Source organism: Brevibacterium sp. Marseille-P9724, assembly GCF_902500275.1.
In the GTDB taxonomy this organism is placed as follows: Bacteria; Actinomycetota; Actinomycetes; order Actinomycetales; family Brevibacteriaceae; genus Brevibacterium.
On the sequence record NZ_LR722991.1, the window covers coordinates 187,582 to 212,672 of the forward strand.

The 25,091-nt window shown below is 61.8% G+C and carries 19 protein-coding genes and 1 tRNA gene; 6 read left to right on the forward strand and 14 right to left on the reverse strand.

Features of this window, described 5'->3' with window-relative positions; all coding sequences use genetic code 11:
* The first annotated feature begins 37 nt into the window (after nucleotides 1–37).
* Nucleotides 38–721 carry a DUF1707 domain-containing protein gene (locus GC119_RS03675; RefSeq protein WP_151952459.1) on the forward strand — a complete coding sequence of 228 codons (684 nt, stop codon included), beginning with the start codon at nucleotides 38–40 and terminating at the stop codon, nucleotides 719–721.
* A 145-nt stretch (nucleotides 722–866) separates the two neighbouring features.
* Nucleotides 867–1,892, forward strand: a complete 1,026-nt coding sequence (locus GC119_RS03680; protein ID WP_070573427.1) for an ATP-dependent 6-phosphofructokinase — start codon at nucleotides 867–869, stop codon at nucleotides 1,890–1,892.
* Nucleotides 1,893–2,044: 152 nt separating this feature from the next.
* Here GC119_RS03680 and GC119_RS03685 read toward each other — a convergent pair whose 3' ends face one another.
* The 4 genes from GC119_RS03685 to rpoB all read right to left on the reverse strand — a co-directional run bounded on the left by GC119_RS03685 (nucleotide 2,045) and on the right by rpoB (nucleotide 10,991).
* Entirely contained in the window at nucleotides 2,045–2,227 is a 183-nt protein-coding gene (locus GC119_RS03685) for a hypothetical protein (protein WP_151952460.1), read from the reverse strand.
* A gap of 38 nt (nucleotides 2,228–2,265) precedes the next feature.
* On the reverse strand, nucleotides 2,266–3,045 hold the full coding sequence (locus GC119_RS03690) for a hypothetical protein (protein WP_151952461.1): 780 nt from the start codon (nucleotides 3,043–3,045) through the stop codon (nucleotides 2,266–2,268).
* 525 nt (nucleotides 3,046–3,570) lie between these two features.
* Nucleotides 3,571–7,449 (reverse strand): DNA-directed RNA polymerase subunit beta', encoded by a 3,879-nt coding sequence (locus GC119_RS03695; protein WP_070776535.1) that lies wholly within the window; start codon nucleotides 7,447–7,449, stop codon nucleotides 3,571–3,573.
* 59 nt (nucleotides 7,450–7,508) lie between these two features.
* Nucleotides 7,509–10,991: a DNA-directed RNA polymerase subunit beta gene (gene rpoB, locus GC119_RS03700; RefSeq protein ID WP_151952462.1), complete on the reverse strand. Its 3,483-nt coding sequence runs from the start codon at nucleotides 10,989–10,991 to the stop codon at nucleotides 7,509–7,511.
* A 466-nt stretch (nucleotides 10,992–11,457) separates the two neighbouring features.
* Here rpoB and GC119_RS03705 point away from each other — a divergent pair, with 466 nt between their 5' ends.
* From GC119_RS03705 to GC119_RS03720, 4 genes are all read left to right on the forward strand, one after another.
* Complete coding sequence (locus tag GC119_RS03705) at nucleotides 11,458–14,934, forward strand: proline-rich domain-containing protein (protein ID WP_151952463.1); 3,477 nt, start codon at nucleotides 11,458–11,460, stop codon at nucleotides 14,932–14,934.
* A 24-nt stretch (nucleotides 14,935–14,958) separates the two neighbouring features.
* Nucleotides 14,959–15,747: an MBL fold metallo-hydrolase gene (locus tag GC119_RS03710; protein WP_151952464.1), complete on the forward strand. Its 789-nt coding sequence runs from the start codon at nucleotides 14,959–14,961 to the stop codon at nucleotides 15,745–15,747.
* A 152-nt stretch (nucleotides 15,748–15,899) separates the two neighbouring features.
* A complete protein-coding gene (locus GC119_RS03715) occupies nucleotides 15,900–17,132 on the forward strand; it encodes an amidohydrolase (protein WP_151952465.1) in 1,233 nt (410 codons plus the stop codon).
* A gap of 10 nt (nucleotides 17,133–17,142) precedes the next feature.
* A complete protein-coding gene (locus tag GC119_RS03720; protein WP_151952466.1) occupies nucleotides 17,143–18,765 on the forward strand; it encodes an MFS transporter in 1,623 nt (540 codons plus the stop codon).
* Between the two features lie 164 nt (nucleotides 18,766–18,929).
* Here the strand turns inward: GC119_RS03720 and rplL are convergent, their stop codons facing one another.
* From rplL to GC119_RS03770, 10 genes are all read right to left on the reverse strand, one after another.
* Complete coding sequence (gene rplL / locus GC119_RS03725; RefSeq protein ID WP_070573410.1) at nucleotides 18,930–19,319, reverse strand: 50S ribosomal protein L7/L12; 390 nt, start codon at nucleotides 19,317–19,319, stop codon at nucleotides 18,930–18,932.
* A gap of 72 nt (nucleotides 19,320–19,391) precedes the next feature.
* Nucleotides 19,392–19,916, reverse strand: a complete 525-nt coding sequence (gene rplJ / locus GC119_RS03730; RefSeq protein ID WP_070573406.1) for a 50S ribosomal protein L10 — start codon at nucleotides 19,914–19,916, stop codon at nucleotides 19,392–19,394.
* 367 nt (nucleotides 19,917–20,283) lie between these two features.
* A complete protein-coding gene (rplA, locus tag GC119_RS03735; RefSeq protein ID WP_070573405.1) occupies nucleotides 20,284–20,976 on the reverse strand; it encodes a 50S ribosomal protein L1 in 693 nt (230 codons plus the stop codon).
* A 63-nt stretch (nucleotides 20,977–21,039) separates the two neighbouring features.
* Nucleotides 21,040–21,477, reverse strand: a complete 438-nt coding sequence (rplK, locus tag GC119_RS03740) for a 50S ribosomal protein L11 (RefSeq protein ID WP_019174620.1) — start codon at nucleotides 21,475–21,477, stop codon at nucleotides 21,040–21,042.
* Nucleotides 21,478–21,681: 204 nt separating this feature from the next.
* A complete protein-coding gene (gene nusG, locus GC119_RS03745; protein ID WP_070573403.1) occupies nucleotides 21,682–22,407 on the reverse strand; it encodes a transcription termination/antitermination protein NusG in 726 nt (241 codons plus the stop codon).
* Between the two features lie 66 nt (nucleotides 22,408–22,473).
* Nucleotides 22,474–22,731 carry a preprotein translocase subunit SecE gene (gene secE, locus GC119_RS03750; protein WP_151952467.1) on the reverse strand — a complete coding sequence of 86 codons (258 nt, stop codon included), beginning with the start codon at nucleotides 22,729–22,731 and terminating at the stop codon, nucleotides 22,474–22,476.
* A 64-nt stretch (nucleotides 22,732–22,795) separates the two neighbouring features.
* Nucleotides 22,796–22,868, reverse strand: a tRNA-Trp gene (locus GC119_RS03755).
* Nucleotides 22,869–22,980: 112 nt separating this feature from the next.
* Entirely contained in the window at nucleotides 22,981–24,060 is a 1,080-nt protein-coding gene (locus GC119_RS03760; protein ID WP_151952468.1) for a UDP-N-acetylmuramate dehydrogenase, read from the reverse strand.
* Nucleotides 24,057–24,515 (reverse strand): MaoC family dehydratase, encoded by a 459-nt coding sequence (locus tag GC119_RS03765; protein WP_070573397.1) that lies wholly within the window; start codon nucleotides 24,513–24,515, stop codon nucleotides 24,057–24,059. Before GC119_RS03765 ends, GC119_RS03760 begins: the two co-directional genes overlap by 4 nt.
* Complete coding sequence (locus GC119_RS03770; protein WP_151952469.1) at nucleotides 24,508–24,957, reverse strand: MaoC family dehydratase N-terminal domain-containing protein; 450 nt, start codon at nucleotides 24,955–24,957, stop codon at nucleotides 24,508–24,510. Before GC119_RS03770 ends, GC119_RS03765 begins: the two co-directional genes overlap by 8 nt.
* Between the last annotated feature and the right edge of the window lie 134 nt (nucleotides 24,958–25,091).

Consider the following 25,091-nt stretch of genomic DNA (forward strand, 5'->3'; position numbering starts at 1 on the left):
CCACGACGCACAGTCCGCCCAGCACTATTGTTGAAGAATGACTGATTACCGGCCCTCCGCCAGCGACGCCTTCGACCAGCACCAGCACCGCATTCGCGCCTCTGATCGCGACCGTGACGATGTCCTGCAGGTCATCTCCAACGCACACGTCGCGGGTCGGCTCTCACCAGAGGATCTAGACGAGCGCCAGAACGCCATTCTGGCCTGCATCTACCTTCACGAACTGCTTCCGATCATTCACGACATTCCCGAAGGCCGCGAAATCGAGTCCCGAATCAGGGAGGAAACAAACGCCCCTAAGCCGGGCGGCACCTCGTCAGCCGTGCAGCCAAAGAACGCCGTCGTTCCCGCGCGACCCGGAGACGGGCCGACAGTGACAGACATTGCAGTTCTCGGCGGATCCTCCAAATCGATCGCTGCGAACACCCCGCAGGTGACATCCTTCGCGCTGATGGGCGGCAGCGACCTCTATTTGTCTGAAGTCTGCGGGCCGGGCGCAGAAATCACGATCTTCAGCATGAACACAATGGGCGGTTCAGACATATACGTGCCCGCCGGCGTGCGCATCATCGACCACTCGGTGAATATCCTTGGCGGCAACGACATCAAACCCAATGCCTTTGGCGACGGCTCAAACGGAACGCTCATCATCAAAGGCTTCAACCTCATGGGCGGAAACGACGTCCACCTGGACCCTGGAGTCCAGACCGGCGGCAGGTGACCGCTGGCCAGAACATACAGCGTTAGGTGAGCGGCACCTCGTAAGAACACCTCGTAGAAACAGGCCGCCCGCACAACATCGAGCGGCCCGCACCCTGATGCCCGTATGACACACGACCTCCGCACACACGGACGAAAGGACCAATGTGAAGATCGGAATTCTGACCTCCGGCGGCGACTGCCCCGGCCTCAACGCCGTCATCCGCGGCGCCGTCCGCAAAGGCGTGCGGCTTTCAGGTGATGAATTCGTCGGCATCCGCGACGGATGGCGGGGCCTGCTGGAAGGCGACCTGCATCCGCTGACCACACACGATGTGCGCGGAATCAGCGGCCGCGGCGGGACTGTTCTCGGCACATCACGCACCCACCCCTACTCCGGGGGCGGGCCGGATGCCATGCGCCAAGTGATGCGCGACAATGAGATCGACGGCGTCATCGCCATCGGCGGTGAAGGCACGCTCGCTGGGGCCGCGCGACTCGCTGACGACGAAGGACTGCCCGTAGTCGGCGTGCCCAAGACCATTGACAACGACCTCGGCAGCACCGACTACACGTTCGGATTCGACACGGCAGCGGCAATCGCCACACGCTCCATCGACGCACTGCGCACAACAGCAGAATCACACCACCGGTGCATGGTTGTCGAAGTCATGGGCAGGCACGTCGGCTGGATCGCACTGCACGCCGGCATGGCCGCAGGAGCACAGGCCATCCTGCTGCCCGAATTCCCCGTGACCATGGAACGCGTCGCCGAGTGGGTTCAAAGCGCCCGCAACCGAGGCCGCGCCCCCATCGTCGTGGTTGCAGAAGGATTTGTGCCCGTCGGCGTTGACGCAGAAGAAGGGGTTGCCGGAATCGCCGCCGACGGGAGGCCGAGGCTCGGGGGAATCGGCGACTACGTCGCAGCCGAAGTCGAACGCATGACGGGCATCGAAACTCGCGCGACAATCCTCGGCCACCTGCAGCGCGGAGGGGTCCCCACCGCCTACGACCGCGTACTCGCCACACGTCTGGGCCTAGCCGCAGTCGACCTCGTCCACGACGCCAGCTGGGGCTATATGACCAGCCTGTCCGGCACAGACATCATCCGCGTGCCCATGGCCGACGCAGTGGAATCACTGAAAGCTGTACCGAAGGAGCGCTGGGACGAACTCGAAGCGCTGCTGGGGTAGGCGAAGCCTCGGCGGCTCGATGGTTCAGCCACAAGAAAACTCCCGTTAGCTGCAGGTCTGCGCCTTAGCAACAGCTGCTGACGGGAGTTTTTGCTGCTCAAGCGTGGGCGGCGGCTATGGGACGGCTCCCGAGGCGGAGGACCAAGGCGCGCTTAGCCGAGTGCACCCACTGCAGCTAGTCGTTCCCTCAGGCGGAGAGGGTTCTGCAGGTCGTGCCACATGATCCGCACCACCGTGTATCCGAGCACGTACAGCCTGTGTTCACGCTGCTTTTCGAGCATGAACTGATCACCGCGCTCATTGATGCCGCCGACACCGGTGTCTCGGTACTTCACGGCCCCGTCGAACTCGATGATTATGCGCTTGTCAGGAATCAGGCCGTCAACGGGGCAACGAAGTCACCGTTCTCATCGACAATGTTCGCCTGCTGGACCATTCCTTTGACGCCAAGGTTGCGCACCGTGACCATGCAGACACTTTCACCGTACAATTCGGCCAGCCCCGTCGAATACTCCATGAGTTTGACCACCCGCTGCGAGGCAGCGAACTTCACGTTGGCGTCGATGAGCTCGCGGGCAGAGTGTTTGTAGGCCTGGGCCTTATTCGGTTCCGAGCGCAGCAGAGCGTCGAACGCGGCGACCGCGTGCTCAAGCGAATTGTCGTTCGCGATATCCAGCACCGTGCGCACCGAACTGGTGACAGCAACGCTATGCCACAGGGTTGTCTCTTCAGGTTGGCGAATCTGCCTCTGGCGCCGAACAAACCTTTCACCTGCCCGGGACCGTGACGGGTTCATGATCTGCACCTTGCTTGGAACGGTCAGCACGGGAAGCCCGTAGATCAGGGCGGCAGTTTCGTGGCTGAGAACATCGCGTTCACTCAGCCGTCGGCCGATGACTTCAGCTTTGCCGAGGTGCTTCTTCTCCTGCAGCTGGAACCATGCGCGCCCCTTCCCTGTTGAGGCGGCCTCCCCTATCAGGTGCAGAATCTCCGGTTCTGCGAAACGGTTGAACTGAGTGTGTTTGGCGCAGGTGCGATTGACGAAATAGCAGGACCGATACAGCCGTTCGAGGCAACAGCCGACGGCCCTTTCGACCTGCCACTTTTGAGCGCCGAAAGCCTTTGCCTCTTGAAGCGAGAACACGTTGAACATATGCAACTGTCGTCCGAGAACCTATCGCTCCACAACCCCCAGTCCATATCTGTGGATAACCCTGTGGATTCTGTGGGCGATTGTGGATGAAGTGGCTTTCGCCAAAGGGTGAGGACGCCCTCGGCGCGTTTTTGGGACCCAGTTCGGCGACCCGGCAAAACCCCGAAACCGTAAAACACCCTTAGCAACAAGCAAACTCCCGTTAGCTGCGGATCTGCGCCTTAGCAACAACTGCTGACGGGAGTTTCTGTTGCTAAGGCGTGGGCCGCAGTTGTGGGGTCTGCGAGGTTGAGATCCGGTGCCGAGGTGGAGGGCTCGGTCCCAGCCGGGCGGCACCTCGCAGCGCACCTACCCACAGAACACAAGCGGCCCGGAGGGAAAATCCCTCCGGGCCGCTGTGCGCCGGGCTTGGGCTTGGCGGTCTACCCGCTCAGCAGCTTGCCCACGGGTGAGAGACAAGCGCCTCTCCCCCGCTTAGTCGCGCTGGTGATTCAGCTGCGCAGCCGAATCACACGCTTAGGCGAATCAGATGTCGCCGAAGCCGCCGAAGTCGTAGTCCTCGAGCGGAATGGTCGAGCCTTCGCCGGCGAATGCCGGGTAGAAGTCGCCGTAGGTGTTCGAGAACATTTCCTGCTTGGCTTCGTCAGTCGGTTCGACAACCAGGTTGCGGTAGCGGTGCATACCGGTACCGGCCGGGATGAGCTTACCGAGGATGACGTTCTCCTTCAGGCCCAGCAGCGGGTCGGACTTGCCTTCCATTGCCGCTTCGGTCAGGACGCGCGTGGTCTCCTGGAACGATGCGGCCGACAGCCACGATTCGGTGGCCAGCGATGCCTTCGTAATGCCCATGAGTTCGTCACGTGCGGAAGCCGGCTGGCCGCCTTCAGCGACGACGCGCTTGTTTTCGTCCTGGTAGCGGCCGCGGTCAACCAGTTCACCCGGCAACAGGTTGGTGTCACCGGATTCGATGACCGTCACGCGGCGAAGCATCTGACGCACGATGACTTCGATGTGCTTGTCGTGAATGCCGACACCCTGCGAACGGTAGACCTTCTGGACTTCGTCGACAAGGAACTTTTCGGCGTCGCGACGACCGCGGATGCGCAGCACCTGCTTGGGATCGATAGCACCTTCGACCAGCTGGGTTCCGGCTTCGATGTTCTGACCGTCTTCAACCAGAAGCTTTGCGCGGCGGCCGACTGCGTGCTCGATTTCGTCGGAGCCGTCCGCGGGGATCACGATGACGTAGCGCGTCTTGCGGCTGTCGTCGATCTTGACCTTGCCGGCGGCTTCCGAAATCGGCGCGTAGCCCTTGGGCGTCCGTGCTTCGAAGAGCTCGGTGACACGCGGCAGACCCTGCGTGATGTCACCGCCGCCTCCGGCAGCAACACCACCGGTGTGGAACGTGCGCATGGTCAGCTGCGTACCGGGTTCACCAATCGACTGTGCAGCCACGGTGCCGACTGCTTCGCCGATGTCGACAAGCTTGCCGGTTGCCATGGACCGGCCGTAGTGCTCAGCCGAGATCTGCGCGTCGGAGTCTGCGGTGAGGACCGACAGGACCTTGACTTCGCGGATACCGGCTGCGACCAGCTGGTCGAGCACATCGACCGAAATGTCGGTCTTGGCGGGCACCACGACGTTGCCGTCGGCGTCGGTGACGTCGACAGCGGTGAGGCGGCCCATAACCGAGGTTTCGGCCCATTCGTGCACGACAAGCTTGCCGTTGGCATCTTCCTGGGCGACGGGAAGCGTGATTCCGCGCTTCGAGTCGGTGGTTTCGGTGCGGATGATCACATCCTGCGAAACATCCACCAGACGACGCGTGAGGTATCCGGAGTCTGCCGTACGCAGAGCGGTGTCTGCCAGGCCCTTACGAGCACCGTGCGATGCGATGAAGTACTCGAGGACGGACAGGCCTTCACGGTAGTTCGACTTGATCGGGCGCGGGATGATCTCACCCTTGGGGTTCGTCACCAGACCGCGCATAGCGGCAAGCTGGCGAACCTGCGTCCAGTTACCGGAAGCACCGGATTCGACCAGGCGCAGAATCGAGTTCTCCGACGTGAAGTTCTTCTGCATTGCCTCGGCGATCTTGTCGGTGGTGTCCGACCAGATCTTGACCAGTTCGGTACGGCGCTCGTCGTCGGTGAGCGCACCGAAGGCGTACTGTTCTTCTACCTTGTCGACGAGTTCTTCGGCTTCGTTGAGCGACTGCTCCTTGGATTCCGGGGACACGATGTCGCTCATTGCGACGGTCAGACCTGAGCGGGTTGCCTGGTAGAAGCCGGTTTCCTTGAAGTTGTCGAGCGCCTGGGCGACTTCTACACGCGGGTAGTTGTCTGCAAGGCGGTTGACGATCTTCGACAGCTGCTTTTTGCCGATGGTCTCGTTGACATACGGGTAGTTTTCCGGCAGCGACCGGTTGAACAGCGCACGGCCCAGCGTGGTCTCAAGAACGAGGGTGTCGCCAGCTTCCCATCCTTCCGGCAGTTCCATCTTTCGATGCGGAACGATGTTGCTCAGGCGGATCTTCACTTTTGCGCCGAGGTCGAGTTCGCCGCGGTCGTAGGCCATGATGGCTTCGGCCACCGAACCGAACTCACGGCCGATGCCGGGAACGTCTTCGCGTTCGGAGGTCAGGTGGAAGATGCCGATGATCATGTCCTGCGTGGGCATGGTCACGGGCTTGCCGTCCGAGGGCTTGAGGATGTTGTTTGCCGACAGCATCAGCAGGCGTGCTTCGGCCTGTGCTTCAGCTGACAGCGGCAGGTGGACTGCCATCTGGTCACCGTCGAAGTCGGCGTTGAAGGCGGTGCAGACCAGCGGGTGGATCTGAATTGCCTTGCCTTCGACCAGCTGCGGTTCGAAGGCCTGAATGCCCAGACGGTGCAGGGTGGGTGCGCGGTTGAGAAGGACGGGGTGCTCCTGAATGACTTCTTCGAGCACGTCCCACACCTGCGGGTGCTGACGTTCGACCATGCGCTTGGCGGACTTGATGTTCTGCGCGTGGTTGAGGTCAACCAGGCGCTTCATCACGAACGGCTTGAACAGTTCCAGCGCCATGGTCTTGGGCAGACCGCATTCGTGCAGCTTCAGCGTGGGGCCGACAACAATGACCGAACGGCCGGAGTAGTCGACGCGCTTGCCCAGAAGGTTCTGACGGAAACGTCCCTGCTTGCCCTTGAGCATGTCGGACAGAGACTTAAGCGGACGGTTGCCCGGTCCGGTGACGGGGCGGCCGCGGCGACCGTTGTCGAACAGCGAGTCAACAGCTTCCTGGAGCATCCGCTTTTCGTTGTTGACGATGATTTCGGGTGCACCGAGGTCAAGCAGGCGCTTGAGGCGGTTGTTGCGGTTGATGACACGACGGTAGAGGTCGTTGAGGTCGCTGGTTGCGAAGCGGCCACCGTCGAGCTGCACCATGGGGCGCAGTTCCGGCGGGATGACCGGGATCGCGTCGAGCACCATGCCCTCGGGCTTGTTGTCCGTGGTCATGAATGCGTTGACGACCTTGAGGCGCTTGAGCGCGCGGGTCTTGCGCTGGCCCTTGCCGGTGCGAATAAGTTCGCGCAGCATTTCGGCTTCGGATTCGAGGTCGAAGTCCTTGAGGCGCTGCTGGATGGCAGCTGCACCCATGGAGCCTTCGAAGTAGATGCCGAAGCGGGCGACCATGTCGCGGTACAGGCTTTCGTCGCCTTCGAGGTCTGCGACCTTGAGGTTCTTGAAGCGGTCCCACACCTGTTCCAGGCGGTCGAGCTGGCGTTCGGAGTTGCGGCGGATGTTGCCGAGCTCCTTATTGGCCTGCTTTTCGACCTTGCTCTTAGCCGCAGCGGTTGCACCGTCGGCTTCGAGTTCCTTGAGGTCGTCTTCGAGCTTCTTGGTGCGGCGATCGAGGTCCGCGCTCATGCGGTCTTCGATCTGCTTCTTCTCAATGTCCACCTGGTTCTGCAGGGTGGGCATGTCCCGGTGGCGCGAGTCTTCATCGACCGACGTGATCATGTAGGCCGCGAAGTAGATGACCTTTTCGAGGTCCTTCGGCGCCAGGTCCAACAGGTAGCCCAGGCGGCTGGGCACACCCTTGAAGTACCAGATGTGGGTGACGGGCGCGGCGAGCTCAATGTGGCCCATGCGCTCACGGCGCACCTTGGCGCGGGTGACTTCCACACCGCAGCGCTCACAGATGATGCCCTTGAAGCGAACGCGCTTGTACTTACCGCAGGCGCATTCCCAGTCGCGCGTGGGACCGAAGATCCGCTCGCAGAACAGACCGTCCTTCTCTGGCTTAAGCGTGCGGTAGTTGATGGTTTCGGGCTTTTTGACTTCGCCGTGTGACCACTGGCGAACCTCATCAGCCGTGGCCAGGCCGATGCGCAGTTCATCAAAGAAATTAACGTCAGGCACGTAAATCCTCTTCCTTGGTGACCTTCAGAAGGTCAGTAAAAATTCGGGCTGGCTGGCTGTCAGACTTCGTCGACTGTCTGGGCTTCGTCGCGCGAGAGGTTGATGCCGAGCTCTTCAGCGGCCCGGTACATTTCGTCGTCTTCGCGCATTTCGACAGCGTGGCCGTCTGCCGACAGAACTTCGATGTCAAGGCACAGCGACTGCATTTCCTTGATGAGGACCTTGAACGACTCGGGGATGCCCGGGTCGGGCAGGTTCTCGCCCTTGACGATTGCCTCATACACCTTGACGCGGCCTGGAACGTCGTCTGACTTGGTGGTCAGGAGTTCCTGCAGCGTGTATGCCGCACCGTAGGCTTCGAGGGCCCACACTTCCATTTCGCCGAAGCGCTGGCCGCCGAACTGCGCCTTACCGCCCAGCGGCTGCTGGGTGATCATCGAGTACGGACCGGTGGAGCGGGCGTGGATCTTGTCGTCGACCAGGTGGTGCAGCTTGAGCATGTACATGTAGCCCACCGAGATCGGGTACGGGAACGGTTCGCCGGAGCGGCCGTCGAACAGACGAGCCTTGCCGGATCCGTCGATCAGGCGCTCGCCGTCGCGGTTGAGGCGAGTGCTGTCGAGCAGGCCGCGCAGTTCGGGTTCGTGCGCACCGTCGAACACCGGGGTCGCGACGTTGGTGCCGGGTTCGGCTTCGAAGTCGAAGCCTGCGTCTTTGAGCTCCTGCGCCCATTCGGGGCTGCCCTCGATCTTCCAGCCCTGTTTGGCTGCCCACCCGAGGTGGGTTTCGAAGACCTGGCCGATGTTCATTCGGCGAGGCACACCGTGCGGGTTGAGGATGATGTCGACGGGGGTTCCGTCTTCCATGAACGGCATGTCCTCAACCGGCAGGATCGTCGAGATGACGCCCTTGTTGCCGTGGCGTCCGGCCATCTTGTCGCCGACGGTGATCTTGCGGCGCTGGGCCACGTAGACGCGCACCAGCTGGTTCACACCGGGGGTGAGTTCGTCGTCTTCTTCGCGGTCGAAGACCTTGACGGCGATCACGGTTCCGGTTTCGCCGTGGGGCACCTTGAGCGAGGTGTCGCGGACTTCGCGGGACTTCTCGCCGAAGATGGCGCGCAGCAGGCGCTCTTCGGGCGTGAGTTCGGTTTCGCCCTTCGGCGTGACCTTGCCGACCAGGATGTCGCCGTCGGTGACTTCGGCGCCGATGCGGATGATGCCGCGGTCGTCGAGGTCGGCCAGAGCTTCCTGCGCAATGTTCGGGATGTCGCGGGTGATCTCTTCGGCGCCGAGCTTGGTGTCGCGGGCGTCGACTTCGTATTCCTCAATGTGGATTGAGGACAGCACATCGTCTTGGACCATGCGCTGGGACAGGATGATGGCGTCTTCGAAATTATAGCCTTCCCACGACATGAACGCCACGAGGAGGTTCTTGCCGAGCGCCATTTCGCCGTTCTGGGTGGACGGGCCGTCAGCCAGCACAGCGCCGGCTTCGACTCGGTCGCCCTCGGAGACGATGATCTTCTGGTTGTACGAGGTGCCGTGGTTGGAACGGCGGAACTTCTCGGCCCGGTAGATGGTCTGGGTGTCGTCGTCGTTCATGACGGTGACGTAGTCAGCCGAGACTTCGGTGACCACACCGGACTTGTCTGCCGTGATGACGTCGCCGGCGTCGATTGCCGAACGGTACTCCATGCCGGTGCCGACCAGCGGTGCTTCCGAACGAACCAGAGGGACGGCCTGACGCTGCATGTTGGCACCCATGAGCGCACGGTTGGCGTCGTCGTGTTCGAGGAAGGGAATGAGAGCCGTGCCGACCGACACCATCTGACGTGCGGAGACGTCCATGAAGTCGATTTCTTCCTTCGGCAGCAGTTCGGCTTCGCCGGAACCGCCCTTGGGGCGGGACAGGACGAAGTCTTCCGCGAAGCGCTGGTCTTCGGTCAGCGGCGCGTTGGCCTGGGCGATGTTGTACGGGAGTTCATCATCGGCCGTCAGGTAGCGCGTCTTGTCGGTGACAACACCGTTTTCGACAATGCGGTACGGAGTTTCGATGAAGCCGAACGGGTTGATGCGCGCGTAGGAGGCCAGCGAGCCGATCAGACCGATGTTGGGGCCTTCCGGCGTTTCGATGGGGCACATGCGCCCGTAGTGCGACGGGTGGACGTCGCGGACTTCCATGCCCGCACGGTCGCGGGACAGACCGCCGGGGCCCAGCGCCGACAGGCGGCGCTTGTGGGTAAGTCCGGCCAGCGGGTTGTTCTGGTCCATGAACTGCGACAGCTGCGAGGTTCCGAAGAACTCTTTGATGGCTGCCACGACGGGTCGGATGTTGATCAGCGTCTGCGGGGTGATCGCTTCGACGTCCTGGGTGGTCATGCGTTCGCGGACCACGCGCTCCATGCGCGACAGACCGGTGCGAACCTGGCCTTCGATCAGTTCTCCGACCGCGCGGATGCGGCGGTTGCCGAAGTGGTCGATGTCGTCCAGCGCCACCGGGATGTCGGCGCTTTCACCGTCACGAACGCCCTTGAGCGTTTCGTGACCGGCGTGCAGCGCGACGATGTAGTGGATGGCCGCCGCGATGTCTTCGGTGGTGAGCACGCCCTGCGTGACGTCTTCATCGAGTCCGAGCTTGCGGTTGACCTTGTAGCGGCCGACCTTGGCAAGGTCGTAGCGCTTGGGGTTGAAGTAGAGGTTCTGCAGAAGGTTCTCTGCGGCCTCGACGGTCGCCGGTTCGGACGGGCGCAGCTTGCGGTAGATGTCGATGAGCGCTTCTTCGCGCGTTTCGACGGTGTCCTTGGCCAGGGTTTCGCGGATCGATTCGAATTCGCCGTAGCGTTCGAGGATTTCCGACGAGGTCCAGCCGAGTGCCTTGAGCAGAACTGTGACCGACTGCTTGCGTTTGCGGTCGAGGCGGACGCCGACCTGGTCGCGCTTGTCGACTTCGAATTCGATCCAGGCACCGCGCGACGGGATGATCTTCGCGGTGAAGATGTCCTTGTCGGAGGTCTTGTCCGGAGCGGACTCGAAGTAGGCGCCGGGCGAGCGCACGAGCTGCGAAACGACAACGCGCTCGGTTCCGTTGATGATGAAGGTGCCCTTGGGGGTCATGAGCGGGAAGTCGCCCATGAACACCGTCTGGCTCTTGATCTCCATGGTGGAGGTGTTCATGAATTCGGCGGTGACGAACAGCGGCGCCGAATAGGTGATGTCGCGCTCCTTGCACTCGTCGATTGAGTACTTGGGCGGTTCAAAGCGGTGGTCGCGGAACGACAGCGACATGGAGCCCGAGAAGTCTTCGATGGGAGAGATCTCTTCGAAGATGTCTTCGAGTCCCGAGGTTTCCGGAATGGAGGTGTCGCCGTTCTCGATTGCTTCCGCAACTCGCTCCTGCCAGGCTTCCGAGCCGATCAGCCAGTCGAAGCTGTCGGTCTGCAGTCCCAGGAGGTTGGGAACTTCGAGAGGTTCGTGGATCTTCGCGAAGGAAATGCGCTGAGGCGGGTTAGCGGTCCTGATGTTTTCGTTGGCGGCGGCCAATGGGTTCCTTCCACGTTGTGGTCATCACTCGTGCACTGCAGCGTTGGACACCCGCGGGCCGATCAGGCCGCTGTAGCGACACTCGATCCGCTGACATTAGAACGGATTCGGCCGAGGTGTGCTAGTTTGATGCCCACCGCTATATGAAGGCACAGCAAACCCACTGCAACACAAACATTCAGGATAGCCGATTGGTCCTGCCGCAGCAAGGCCCCGTGTGGTAGGGTTTTGCCTCTCCACTCATTTTGCGCTCTGCACGGTCCGACGGATGTCGCGACGGGCAGGGCGCTTCTGCATGTGCCCTGTGCGCCCACCCATTCGGGCCTGCCAGGTGCCGCACTCCCCCACTTCTCGCCAGCACCTGTGACCTATAGTCACTGTCCAACATATTGGATTGCGGCGTATTTCCGGTAGTCAACTGTGAGGGGCTTCACGTTAATCTGGGCCTATCTATTGGGAGGCCCAGATGTTCAACCTGCCGCTTATGCTCGCGACACTCGGCTCGGTTCCGCTGCTGTTCTTGGCGACACTCGCCGCGCTCATCTACAGCCTCATTGGGCTTGCCCTGCCCCACGCGGGCGCCCAACAGACCGTCCGCTCCCCACAGACCCCGCCCGGGACCACGCCTGCCCGCCAGCCCGTCGGACCCAATGTGCCGCCCTTCCCGCCCGCCGAACCTCGTCAGCTGCGGACCGTGGCCGCTCACCACGGTCCTGGGCGTGGGCCGTATCCCCCGCGCCCGACTGCCCCTGACCCTGCTCCAGCCGGAATGAACAGCGACACCTCCGTCTACGCGAACATCCTGCTGGGTGTTGCGGCCACCTTCCTTGTGATCGCGGCATTCATCTTCGTAGGCATCGCCGAACACGCGCTCCTGCGCGGGGCAGCCGTCATCAGCACCGGGATCATCACCTACGGCGCCGGTCTGCTCATTTCGCTGCTGTCCTCCCGCCTCAAGCCGGTCGGCATTGCCCTGACGGCGGTCGGCCTCGTCCTCCTTCCGGTTTCGGGAGCCGCCCTCGGGGGTCTTGGCATCGCCGGTGCGAAGACTGCGTGGCTTGCCGCCTCGGCGTTCGGGCTGGTCAGCTGTGCCCTTGCGGCTGCCCTGCTGCGCTCAGAGTTCGTCACGTGGTTCGGCCTGCTTTTCCTCGGCTCGACGGTGCTGTCCGCCATCAACTTCGGCGGGCCGTCCTTTGCCTACTACGGGGTCGGCTTGGTGATCGTGTCGATGCTGTTCATAGTGGTCGGCCGCGTGCTCGAAGGCCCGGCGGCCGCTGCCCGGCCCTATCACTCACGAGGCGCCGCCGGGTTTCGCTCTTTTCTCTCCGCAGCCCGGGGCCAGCAGGTTCACTGGGCGCGGCCCTTCTCCCTGCTGGGGCAGATCATCGCTCCGGCATCGGGTGTCTGCGCGCTCATCACCCTGCCTGACGATTCACCGTGGGCGAAGGGCGTTTTCTGGCTGGTTCTCACGGTGTTCTACATCGTGTTGGGCACGTGCCGCAGCTGGACCTACGCCCTGGGCGCGGCGGTGCTTGCCAGCACAATCGGCATCACAACTCTGACGGGCTCCATATGCCGGACCACAGCCAGCCCCGAACCGACAGCTGGCGGCTTTGTGCCCACGTGCTCAGTGACTGTCTCAACCGCTGGGATCGCTGCCGGATTCATCCAAATCCTCATCCTGACAGCTGTTCTGCCGTTGTTCGCCCGCCGGGGCAGACAGCTGACGCTGCTCATTGCGCTGTACATTTCCACCGCGATTCTCACGGTGTCGATACTGGCTTTGCGTGTGACGTCGCGCCTCGGAGCAGTTTCCTCGTCCACACAGCAGAGCGAAGCGTCATTCAACGCGATGGCCCCGTCGCTGCTTGCCGCTGGAGTCATCCTGTTTCTGGCCGGGCTCGTGTGTGCATGGTCTGCCTGGCAATCGGACTCTGTTTTCCTCCAGGCGGCATCGGCACTGTCGCTGGCATCGGCGCCAATCCTGGCCGCCGGCTTGTCAGATCTCACACCGCCGTGGACCTCAAGCGCGGTGCTGCTTGTTATGAGCACTGTCATGGTCGTCGGACACGGCGCACTGTCTTTTGCTTCGCGGACCGAAGCGGGCAGGCAGCGCCGACAGCTGCGATCGACATCCACAGTCTGCACGACAGTCATCAGCATTGCCGGCGGCCTGCCGTTTACGTTTCTCGTGTGGGCAGACAATTCCACGCTGTGGTTGTGGATCTTCTTTGCAGCTTCCGCGGCAGCTGCCGCAATCTTTGCCGGGGCTGCTTTCCTCTTCCGCTCTGCTGTCATGTCCCTTGCAGCACTGTGCGCCGCCTTCGGCGCTTCCGCAGCACTGGGCTTCATCATCAGCCGCTCTGCAGGAGTGAACTACAGCGCGGCTGTCTTCATCCCACTGGCCGGGATCGGATCAGCTGTCCTTTGGGCAGTGTCGCACCGTTTGCGGCTGAAGGGGCGAGCTCGGCGGGCACAAGCGGCATACGCCATGTCAATCGTATGGGCGGCTGCTGCTGCCTCCGGAGTCTTCCGGCACACGTTCTTCGGCACTGACGGTCGAGTTCTCAGCGCTTCCATCGTCATGATCACCGCAGGTGTCGCGGCGTTGGCTGCAGCGGCGGGAACTCAGGGGGCGGTCTCCTATCTTCGCCGAAAGCACCCCGCCGAACCTGGGAGACTCCGCCTGTTCGCAGTTCCGGTCTTGATCTTCACCTGCGGGCTCTGGGCTGTTCAGACAACACGGTTTCTCGGTGTTCCAACTGCAGTGATTGCGACAGCGTTCGCCCTGACCGCGGTCGCAATCGCCTGGATGAGCGTGAGCCTGTCGATTCAATGGCTCCAGCTGGCAGCGGGGCTCACACTCTTCATGGGCCTCTTCTCAGTATTCGGCGAACTGACCAAGAGCTTCTCTCTGGGAATGCTGCTCGCATCTTGGGGTGTGTGGGCGGTGTCCTACGCCGGCCACTGGGTTCTCATTCTTTTCAACCGCAAGATTCTCGCTTCTCTCATCACGGCCGGTCTGGCACTGCTCATGGCCCTGTTCGCGCAGATGTTCGTGACGGTCGACCGCGGATGGCTCGAAAACCCCAAGCGTGCAGCTGCGGGACTGACATTCGCGATTTTGGCGCTCATGGTGTTCGGCGCCGCGCGATTCCTCAGGAATCCAAGCCACAGACTCGGGTGCCGGGAAGGTGCTTCGTATCTCGGAGCTGTCGCAGTCATGCTGGCAATCGACGGCTTCATCGACAGCCCCTTCGTCGTCCTGTGGCACGTACCCACAGCAGTTGCAGTCACATGGGGCCTCGTGCTGGCCCGCCGAGCCCGAAACACCCCTTGGTCACCCCCATCGGCAAGCCAATCGTTCACGCTGTTCGACCTGCGGATTCTCATCGTCTGGATGGTCCTGACGGCGGCCGGGATAGTGGCCGCAGCAACTGGGCCCGGCTGGCTGACGGTGCTGTTCTTGGCAGACCACGCGGTTCTGCTCGCCATCGGCGCACTGACGTCACGCCAATATGCACTGTGGTGGGGACTCATTGCGTGCGCTTTCGCTGTTTTCTGGGGGCTGCGCAGTCTCATCTGGTTGGCTCTCGTGCTTTTGGCGCTCATGCTCATCGGCGTTGTCGTGTGGATGCTGCTTCGACCAAAGAAACCCAAACCCCCGCAGGGCGTGCCAGGCGGTGCGGCCCGCCCACACCCCAGCGGCCCAGCAGGCCCTCGGCATGCGCCACACCCGCTCCAGCCACAGAGCCAGCAGATTTCGCCCTACCCACCAGCACCTCGCCGACAGCAGCATGGACCGCCGGGACTCCCGAAACCACCCGGACCGTTCCCACCCGGACCGGCACCTCGGCCCTCACGGCCCGGAATGTCCGACACCGCTCCCCCGCCCGGGCCCGGTTTCAGCCGCGATCCCCGCGCTGACCATCCCGGCCAGTAGACTTCAAGAACCACCGGAGGGCCTTTGACAGACAGCTCAGCGCAGCAGACCGGCATCTATGTCATTACAACTGACCCAGCCGCGGTCAACAGCTACCTCGTCGTCGGCACAGACAAGGCGCTGCTGGTGGACACCGGCTCGGGGCCCAGGCAAGCACAGCGCATCCTGACCGCCGTGCGTGGAATCACCGGCCTGCCGATTGCCGTAGTCAACACGCACGACCACTGGGACCACTTCTTCGGAAATGCCCACCTGCGCAGCGAGGGAATTGAAGACTTCTTCGCTTCAGAGCGCTTCGCTCAAGACCAGGCTGCAAGTGCATGGCTTCAGCTGGCGGAAGTTCCCGCGGCCGACGAACCCGAGCTCCCAGCCGATCCGACCGAACTCGTCGTCAAAACCACGCGAATCATAGGCCGTGGCGACACCATTGACCTCGGCGGCGCCGAGGTGACAGTGCACGAATACTGCGGACGCACGGAAAGCGACCTCGTTCTGCAGGTGGCAGATGCGCTCATCGTCGGAGACCTCATCGAAGAGGGTGCTCCGCCCCAGTTCGGTGACGACGCACTGCCCAGCGCATGGGCGCAGTCGCTGCGCGAGATCCTCACCATCGATGGGCTCAGCGTCTTCTGCCCCGGCCACGGCCAACCCGTCGACAGGGCATTCGTCCAAGCTCAGGCAGACGACATCGCGGCAGTCGCCGCACAGCTGGCAGACCCAGAAGGGGGTGATGCCGAAGTGAGCACCCGCCAGGCACAGCCGTTCACGTACCTTCCCACCACGGGGATCGGCGAAGCTAAGCGAATCAGGTGAGCGGCACCTCGTAAGACACAAGCTCTGAATGCGCCTGAGCCGGGACTTCCCGACTATCCCACCCAGATTCGGAACCTGAACGCCTGCTTCTGCGCAAGTGAATTTCTGAGAATTCCCTGGCAGTAGCCTTAACGCCCGCCTATAATTGAAGTATGTCCACCACAACTGACAGCGTCAGAAAGATTTTGGGTGGCCTCGCGTCTACCCGATCTGAACGCGAAGAACTGTACAAATACTTTCACCAACACCCTGAGCTCTCCATGCAGGAGCACGGCACCGCAGACCGGATCGTGCAAGAGCTCGAAGCCTCAGAAATCTCCACGCACCGCATCGGAGACACCGGTGTGCTTGCCATCATTGAAAACGGCGACGGGCCCGTCGTGGCTATGCGCGCAGACATAGACGCGCTGCCGGTCAAGGAAGTCTCGGGCAAAGACTACGCCTCCACAGCAACGCAGGTTGACCAAAAGACCGGCGCGGAAGTCCCCGTCGCCCACGCTTGCGGCCACGACTTCCACATCATGTCGCTGCTGACGGCACTGCAGGCCTTCAACGACAACAAGAACCAGTGGTCCGGCACATTCATCGGCGTCTTCCAACCCGCTGAAGAAACCGCCGAAGGCGCACGCGCAATGCTTGCAGCAGACCTGAAGAAGGCAATGCCCCAGCCCGATGTCCATCTCGGCCAGCACGTGCTGGCAAGCCTTCCCTGCGGTTTCGTGGGCACTCGCCGCGGCCCGGTGCTTTCTTCTGCTTTCTCAGTCAAAGTCACCGTGCACGGCAAAGGCTCCCACGGCTCCATGCCGGAACTGGGCGTCGATCCCGTTGTCTTGGCATCCACCATCGTGATGCGCCTTCAGACCATCGTCTCGCGTGAAGTCGCCGCCAAGGAAACCGCAGTGGTGACCGTCGGAGCCATCCACGCGGGCACTAAGTCCAACATCATCACCGATTCCGCCGAACTGCTCATCAACACCCGCGCCTACAGCAGCGATGTCAGCGCACACCTGAAAGAGGCTATCGAGCGCATTGTGCGAGCAGAGTGCACTGCTGCCCGCAGCCCCCAAGAACCCGAATTCACGTACTACGACCGCTACCCCCTCACCGACAACGACGGGGATGCCACAGACACCGTCCGCAAGGCATTCGACGCGTACTTCGGCGAAGAAGCCTGCGACCTGGACCCGGTGCCAGCGTCAGAGGACTTCTCAATCATTCCGGACGAACTCGGCGTGCCCTACAGCTACTGGGGCCTCGGCGGCTTTGCGGATATGAGCAGAGCAGTCGGCAACCACAATCCGGCTTTCGCCCCCGACCTCCAACCCACCCTCGACCGCGGCGCAGAAGCAGTCGTTGTTGCCGCTTCCGCCTGGTTGACCAAATAAGGATGAAGCCATGACCACTACAAGACAATCGGTCGAAATGGCTAAAGAATTCAAAGGCAATGACTCCGCCCTCTTGGGCATCGTACTTGCCGTCATCACCTTCTGGCTCTTCGCACAGACCACACTGAACATCGGCCCGGCGATGGGCCAGGACATCAACACGCCCGCGACGGTCATGAACATCGCCATCTCCCTGTCCGCCCTGTTCTCCGGGATGTTCATCGTGGTCGCCGGCGGTTTTGCCGACCGCATCGGCCGCGTGCGGATGACCACAATCGGCAACATCCTGGGAATCATCGGCTCCCTTCTGGTCGGTTTGGCCATCACCGGCGGCGTCGGCAACGTCATGCTGATCATCGGCCGCATCCTGCAGGGCCTTTCCGCAGCCTGCATCATGCCCGCCACGATGGCACTTCTCAAGACCTACTGGCAGGGAGCCGCACGACAGCGAGCCGTATCCATGTGGTCCATCGGCTCGTGGGGCGGCTCTGGTCTGGCCGCTATCTTCGGCGGCTTCATGGCTTCCACGGCACTCGGATGGCGTTCGATCTTCATCATCTGCGCGCTGATCTCCGTAGTTTCCATTCTGCTTATGCGTCAGATTCCCGAGGATGCTCCGGCAAAGGACGCAGGCGCAAAGACGGACGTGCCCGGCATCTTCACCCTGGCGACCTTCGTACTGACTCTCCTGCTGGTCGTCACGCAGGGTTCCACCATCGGCTGGACCAACTGGATCACATGGACGCTCCTGGCTGTTTCCATCATCGCATTGACCCTGTTCATTCGGGTGGAAAACAAGAGTGAAGCGCCCCTGTTGGACTTCTCCCTGTTCAAGAACCCGGTGTTCACAGGGGCGACCATCTCCAACCTCATGATCAATGCAACCGCCGGTCTTATCCCGGTCACCCTCTGGGTGCTACAGGACGCAGCCGGAATGGACGCGGCTACAGCCGGGTACTACACACTGGGCTACGCGATCTTCATCATCGCCTTCATTCGCGTCGGCGAGAAGCTGCTGCAGAGGTTCGGTGCTAAAAAGCCGATGATGTGGGGCGCGATGATCGTCATCGCCGCAATCATTCTGCTCATGGGCACCAACGTGATGACGCAGACCTACCTCGTCCTGGCAATTATCGCCTTCAGCCTGTTCGGACTGGGTCTGGCCTTCTACGCCACCCCTTCCACCGACGCAGCACTGAGTGCCCTGCCAGATGACAAGGCCGGCGCAGGCTCTGGTGTGTACAAAATGGCTTCGTCTCTTGGCGCCGCCTTCGGCGCCGCTATCCCGACGACCATCTACACCGTCCTGTCCACCTCGGATTCCACGCTGCTGGGCAACGCCATTGAATTCACGGGCCGTCAAGACAACACGGCAGTCCGCGAAGCCGCCATGCTCGGCCTGGGCGCCACACTAGTCATGGCCCTGATCGCGCTGTCCTCCATCATCCTCTTCGTGCCGGGTGATGCAGGCAGCAAGACATCCGACAGTGCGCCAACCAAGGCCGACGAACTGCTCGCAACAGCCAAGGAAGACCTCGCCGCTGCCGAAGAAAAGGCCGCCAAGGCTCAGGAAGAAGCCCGCTTGGCCCGCCAGCGCTACGAGGAAGCCCAAGAAGCACTGGCGAACGAATAGCCGCCCGTGCAGCACGCGGTGCCCATATCCGTGGCTGCGCTTTCGCAAAGAAGGTGAGCGGCGCCTCGTCAAACAAGGCGCCTCGTCAATCAAAGGGCCGAACAACAGCAGAACCCCCGGGAAATTCCCGGGGGTTCTGTCGTAGAACAGTCAGTGACCGATGATCACTTGAGCGAGACGGTGGCGCCTGCAGCTTCGAGCTGTTCCTTAGCCTTTTCAGCGTCTTCCTTCGAAGCGCCTTCGAGGATCGGCTTGGGAGCCGAGTCAACGAGATCCTTGGCTTCCTTCAGGCCCAGCGAAGTCAGAGCGCGGACTTCCTTAATAACCGGAACCTTCTTGTCGCCAGCGGATTCGAGGACAACGTCGAATTCGCTCTGCTCTTCAGCAGCGCCGCCGGCGTCGCCGCCGCCAGCAGCCGGAGCGGCAACAGCAGCGACCGGAGCAGCTGCTTCAACTTCGAATTCTTCTTCGAACTTCTTGACGAAGTCGTTGAGTTCGATGAGGGTCAGTTCCTTGAAAGCTTCAATGAGCTCTTCGGGGGTGAGCTTAGCCATGGTGGCAAAGTCCTTCCATTAATGGGTCTACAGCTGTTCGGCTGTAGGAAAACCGGTTTGTGGTTATGAAGCTCAGGCGGCTTCCGATTCCTGCTTGGCGCGCAGAGCGTCCACGGTGCGAACCGCCTTGACGGCGGGTGCAGTGAACGTGTAGGCGGCCTTGTAGAGGCTGCCCTTCATAGCGCCGGCTGCCTTGGCAAGCAGCACCTCGCGAGATTCGAGTTCCGCCAGCTTCGAAACATCCTCAGCTGTAAGAGCAGCACCGTCGAAGTAACCGCCCTTGATGACCAGCTTGGGATTCGCCTTGGCAAAGTCCCGCAGGGCCTTCGCAGCGTCAACAGGTTCGCCTTCGATGAACGCGATGGCGGTCGGGCCGTTAAGCAGACCTTCAAACGCGTCGATTCCAGCTTCCTTAGCCGCGATGGCCGTCAGCGTGTTCTTTACCACGGCGTAGGTGGTGTTCTCGCCCAGCGAACGACGCAGCTGCTGCATTTCGCCCACTGTGAGACCACGGTACTCGGTCAGCACTGCAGCGGAGGAGTTGTCAAAACGGTTTTTGATCTCCTTTACCGCGGCTGCCTTGTCAAGCCTCGCCATGGTATTCCTTTCAATACATCTGTTGGTTTGCCCAAAACAAAAAGCGCTCCGCAGGCAGGTGCGGAACGCTTGGCGTTCGGCTGAGGGCACACAATGTGCGCTTTCAGCTTTGTTCTCACCTGCGCGGGTCACTCTCGCTGAGAGTCTTCGTCGGACACTGCTGCTCGCGCAGCGGTTTCCGAGACCGACGGTCTTGGGCAGATTCAATTGTAGGGCAGTTCTGCAGGGAAACGCAAATCATGCCCCTACGAGGCGGAGCTCGCATCCCCGTTGGAAAGACGAGCTCCGCTCGTGGTCGCCCGGGCACTGTACTCAGCGCCCGGGCCTGATGCTCAGCTGCGGTTTCCCGGCCGGTGAGGCCGCAGGATCAGCGCAGGGACGCAACGTCCAGCGGAATCGCCGGACCGTTGGTCGTGGTGATCGTTGCCTTGCTGACGTAGCGACCCTTGGACGAGGACGGCTTGAGGCGTGCGATCTCTTCGACAGCGGCGGCGAAGTTTTCGCGCAGCTGGTCTTCCGAGAACGAAGCCTTGCCGATGATGAAATGCAGGTTCGCGTGCTTGTCAACACGGAACTCGATCTTGCCGCCCTTGATGTCCTGGACAGCCTTCGCGACGTCCATGGTGACGGTGCCGGTCTTGGGGTTCGGCATGAGTCCGCGGGGACCCAGAACCTTACCCAGACGGCCGACCTTGCCCATCATGTCCGGGGTTGCAACAGCAGCGTCGAAGTCAGTGAAGCCTCCGGCCACCTTTTCCAGCAGGTCATCGGAGCCGACGTAGTCAGCACCTGCTTCACGGGCAGCTTCAGCACGGTCTCCGGCTGCGAACACCAGGACCGTAGCGGTCTTGCCGGTGCCGTGCGGGAGGTTCACGGTGCCGCGCACCATCTGGTCGGCCTTGCGGGGGTCGACGCCCAGACGGAATGCAACTTCGACGGTCGAGTCGAACTTCGAAACGGCGGTTTCCTTGGCCAGGGCTACTGCCTGGTCCGGGGTGTAGTGAGTGTCAGCCGCGATTTTTTCGGCTGCGGCCCTGTAGGCCTTTGAGCGCTTTGCCATCTGCTATCTCCTTGCAGTTGTGGTGCGGGCCGCGCCGGCCCTACCACGTTTGGGTGTGCCTGATCAGGCCTTGATGTCGGTGGTGATGCCCATGGAGCGAGCGGTGCCGGCCACGATCTTGGAGGCGGCGTCGATGTCGTTCGCGTTGAGGTCAGGCATCTTGGTTTCGGCGATTTCGCGCACCTGGTCAGCGGTCAGGTGACCGACCTTGACGGTGTGCGGGGTTGCCGAACCCGACTTCAGTCCAGCTGCCTTCTTGATCAGCTGAGCAGCCGGCGGGGTCTTGGTGATGAAGTCGAACGAGCGGTCTTCGTAGACAGTGATTTCAACCGGAACGATGTTGCCGCGCATGGATTCTGTGGCCGCGTTGTAGGCCTTGCAGAATTCCATGATGTTCACGCCGTGCTGACCAAGGGCAGGACCGACCGGGGGTGCCGGGTTAGCAGCGCCCGCCTGGATCTGCAGCTTGATCAGACCGACAGCCTTTTTCTTGGGTGCCATGTTGGTCCTTAATCTGGTAGGTGTTCCCACGGTCAGAAGGGCCGTGGGCTTTGGACGCGGTTGTCCGCTCCGATGAGGGCGGACGGAGTCCAAACCACAACATTATTCCACGGTCGCACACTTTTGTTAAATGCGGACTCCAGGGAACACAGAAGCGGGTGCCCGGCGAACAGCCCGGCACCCGCTTTGAGCGTAAGCGCAGTATCAGATTTTGGAAACCTGGTTGAATCCGAGTTCCACGGGGACATCACGTTCGAAGATCGACAGAAGCACTGTGAGCTTCTGCTGCTCGGGACGAATTTCCTGAATGGTGGCAGGCTGGCCTTCAAAAGAGCCCTCCTTGACCATGACGGATTCTCCGATTTCGAATTCGGTTTCGATTGGCACGCCATCCGCGGCGGCCTGTTCGCCTGCGATCTTCGCAGCTTCGGCCTGCTGTTCTTCGAAAACCGGCGCGAGCATGCCCGCAACTTCGTCAATGCTCAGCGGGATGGGGTCGTAGGCGTTGCCGACAAAACCCGTGACACCCGGGGTGTGGCGGACGACGCCCCACGATTCATCGGTGAGCTCCATGCGCACCAGCACGTAGCCGGGCACGCGGACGCGGCGCACGGTCTTGCGCTGGCCGTTCTTGATTTCGACGACTTCTTCCATCGGCACCTGGATTTCGAAGATTTCATCTTCGGCGTTGAGCGATACCGCACGGTTTTCCAGGTTGACCTTGACGCGGTTTTCGTAGCCCGCGTAGGAGTGGATGACGTACCAGTCGCCGTCCTTCATGCGAAGGTCCGACTTGAATTCTTCGAACGGGTCGACTTCCGGTGCAGACTGCTGGTCTGCAGCGTCCGCGCCGTCGGCAATTTCGCCCGTTGTAGGGTCGAAGTTCTCTGCCTGTTCGGCTTCGACGTTTTCCGGAGTGTTCTCAGACACCGATTCTCCTTTGTTTTCGCAGTCGGCGGCGCGGGTCAGGTTCAGTGGGCCTGCTGTGCCCGGGTGCTACCAGAGCGGCCACAGCGGTGAGCCCGCAAAGATGAATCCGGCAAGTTTGCCGAACACGAAGTCGAGGATGGTCACGAGCACCATCATGACGGCGACGAAGCCCAGAACGACGAGGGTGTAGTTGATCAGCTCCTTGCGGCTGGGAGTGACGACTTTCTTCAGCTGGTCGACGACTTCGCGAAGGAACTGAATGATCGCGCCGAAGAAACCGCGCTTCTTCCGCGCTCTTTCAGAGCTTGCATGCGATTCAGCCACTCGTCCTCATTCTTCCGTCTGCGTTCCCAACCTTCGGGCTTCCCCGGCTGTGCCGGGAATAGAGCAGGGGTGACAGGACTCGAACCTGCAACCTACGGTTTTGGAGACCGTTGCGCTACCAATTGCGCCACACCCCTAAGCGAGCACCGGATCATCATAGCCGCAATGCTGCGACTGACGAAACGGGGCGTCACCGACACAACATATTAGCCGCTCGGTGTGCTCGCGTCGAACTGAACGCGTGCGCGCCTAGAGTTCCAGGCCCACGAGGTTCGGCTCTGGGACCAGAGTTATGCCGAATCTGCTCTGCACGCCATCGCGAATGTGCCGTGCCAGTTCGATGATTTCCTGTGCCTGAGCACCGCCCCTGTTGGTCAACGCCAGCGTGTGTTTGCCAGACAGCGCGGCATTTGAACCGTCGAGCTTGAAGCCCTTGGCAAAACCGGCCTGCTCAATGAGCCACGCGGCGGAGGTTTTGACTGCCGAAGGGTCGTCTCTGCCCGTGCTCGGGTCGACGACGGCATAGCGCGGTGCGCCTTCGGGAAGGGGCACCTGCTCAACATCGAGGATCGGGTTGGTGAAAAAAGACCCGGCCGACCAGGTGTCGTGGTCGCTGGGGTCGAGGACCATCCCCTTGGATCGGCGCAGTTCGAGCACGGCTTCGCGCACAGCCGTCGGGCTGGCGGCGCCTCCGACTTCCACGCCGAGCGCGTTGGCCAACTGCGCGTACTTGATGGGCACTGCCGAACCCGCATCGCCGGCTTTGGGCAGGCTGAAGGTGACCGAGAGGACCACGTAGCGCGGCTGACCGTGGTGCTGCGCTGTGCGCTTGAGGACCGAGGTTCGGTAGCCGAACTCAAGTTCTGCTTTGCGCACAATGTGGGTGCGGCCGAATTCACGGTCGAACAGAAACACCGATTCGATGGTGGAGGCCACCTCGGCGCCATAGGCTCCGACGTTCTGAATCGGCGTAGCGCCCACGGAGCCGGGGATTCCCGACAGCGGCTCAAGGCCGGTGAGACCCTGCTCGATGGTCCAAGCGACGAAGCTGTCCCAGTCTTCGCCCGCGTGGGCCGTCACCCGCGCCGCGCCGCGGCCCCTTTCGAGCTGAACGCCCTCTGTGCGGATAATGCCCACGGGCCCGGCAAAGCCGTCATCAGCCAACACGAGGTTGGAACCTCCGCCGATCAGGAGCGCCGGACCTTCCTGGAGGCGAAATCCGTCTGCAAATGCGACGAGTTCGTTTTCGGTTGTGAGGACTTCCGTGTTTGCCGCTGGGCCGCCGATTCGCAGGGTTGTGTATTCGGCGAGGCTGACCGGTGCGCTCATGCCAGACGCACCTTCACCTGGGTGCGGCCAAGAACCTTGATCCCTTCTGCTGTGACGTCGACGTCAAGCCTCACGGTGCGGCTTTCTTCGTCAATCGCCCCAACAGCCGCAGTGACTGCCAGTTCAACCGTGGGCTGTTCGGGGGATCCGCTTTCAGCATCGGGCACCACAACGGGCTTTGTGAACCGCGTGCGGTAGTCGATCACGGCGCCGGGGTCACCAGCCCACTGCGTGACGGGGCCAACGGCCAGGGCCATTGTGAGCATGCCGTGGGCAATGACGTTCGGCAGGCCGACTTCCTGCGCAAAGCGCTCGTTCCAGTGAATCGTGTTGTAGTCACCGGAAGCCCCCGCGTAGCGGACCAGGTCCGCCCGCGAAATCGGGATGGTGCGGCTGATCACTTCCTGGCCGACTTCAAGTTCTGTCAGCACGGGAGATTTCGAGGTGTCAGTCATCGTCGCCTCCTCGCACAACAATGGTCGAAGTAACGGTGGCAACGTGATTGCCGCCTGCGGTGAGTTCGGTTCGGGTGGTGATCATGGCGTGGCCCCCGGCTTCGCGCAGACCGTCGATGTGGGTAACACAGTCGAGTTCATCACCGGCGACAATCGGTCGGCTGTAGGTGAACTGCTCTCCGCCGTGGACCACCCGAGAGAAGTCGATGCCGGAGTTCTCATCGAAGATGTAGCGCTGTTCACTGCGCTGGGCGGGAATCACCGCGAAGGTCGGCGGGGCGACAAGATCGGCGTATCCGGCCGCGCGAGCCACTTGCGCATCTGTGTGGGCCGGGTGCTGCGCTCCTGTTGCGCGCGAGAATTCGGCGATCGCTTCGCGCGAAACCAAGTACGGCTGCGGAAGGCGGTATTCAGCCCCCTGCAGCTGCGTGTTGACTGCCATAGTTTCCTCCTCGTTCAGGGATCAAGTCTAAGCGGTTGGCGAGCGCTCTCTCGACACCACCACCGGGCGGCGGCGCCACGCATTCGGGCATAGAAAAAGGCTTCCAACAGAGGACTGTTGGAAGCCTTGACAAG